This is a genomic window from Streptomyces sp. SID14478, assembly GCF_010548525.1.
GTDB lineage: Bacteria > Actinomycetota > Actinomycetes > Streptomycetales > Streptomycetaceae > Streptomyces.
The window spans coordinates 1-657 of sequence record NZ_JAAGMG010001008.1; the positions used below are offsets into that span (position 1 = coordinate 1).

The 657-nt window shown below is 75.0% G+C and carries 1 protein-coding gene; it reads left to right on the top strand.

All coding sequences use genetic code 11. From position 1 onward, the window contains the following. Nucleotides 1-657, top strand: a 657-nt coding sequence (locus tag G3I40_RS32560) for an SDR family NAD(P)-dependent oxidoreductase (RefSeq protein ID WP_164306214.1), incomplete at both ends; no start/stop codon positions are given.

Genomic DNA, 657 nt, shown 5'->3' on the forward strand with positions numbered 1-657 from the left:
CGGCGCCCAGCACCTGGCCCTCGTCAGCCGCCGCGGCGACACGGCACCGGACGTGGCCCCGCTGGTCGCCGAACTCACCGCCCTGGGCGCCCACGTCACCGTCCACGCCTGCGACATCGGCGTGCGCGAACAAGTGACCGACCTCGTCGGCGCACTGCGCGCGGACGGCGCGACGGTCACCGGAGTCGTGCACGCGGCCGGACTGAACCAGCAGACCCTCCTGCGGGACATGACCGTCGAGGAGTACCGGCAGGTCGTGGCGGCCAAGGTGCACGGTGCACGCCATCTCGCCGACGCCTGCCCGGACCTGAGCCTCTTTCTGCTCTTCTCCTCCGGCGCCGCCGTGTGGGGCAGCGCCGGACAGGGCGCGTACGCCGCGGGCAACGCCTTCCTCGACGCGTTCGCCGGGCACCGCCGCGCCCACGGCCTGGCCGCGACGTCCGTGGCCTGGGGCCTGTGGGCGGAAGGCGGCATGACGGACGACGCGCAGGCCGTCGCCCGGCTCCGGGACCAGGGCGTACGCCCGATGCCCGGCGAGCGCGCACTGCAGGTCCTGGAGGCGGTGCTGGCCGGCGACCAGGGCGCCGTGGTCGTCGCCGACGTCGACTGGGCACGCTTCGCCGAGACCTATGCGGCCCTGCGGCCAAGGCCGTTGCT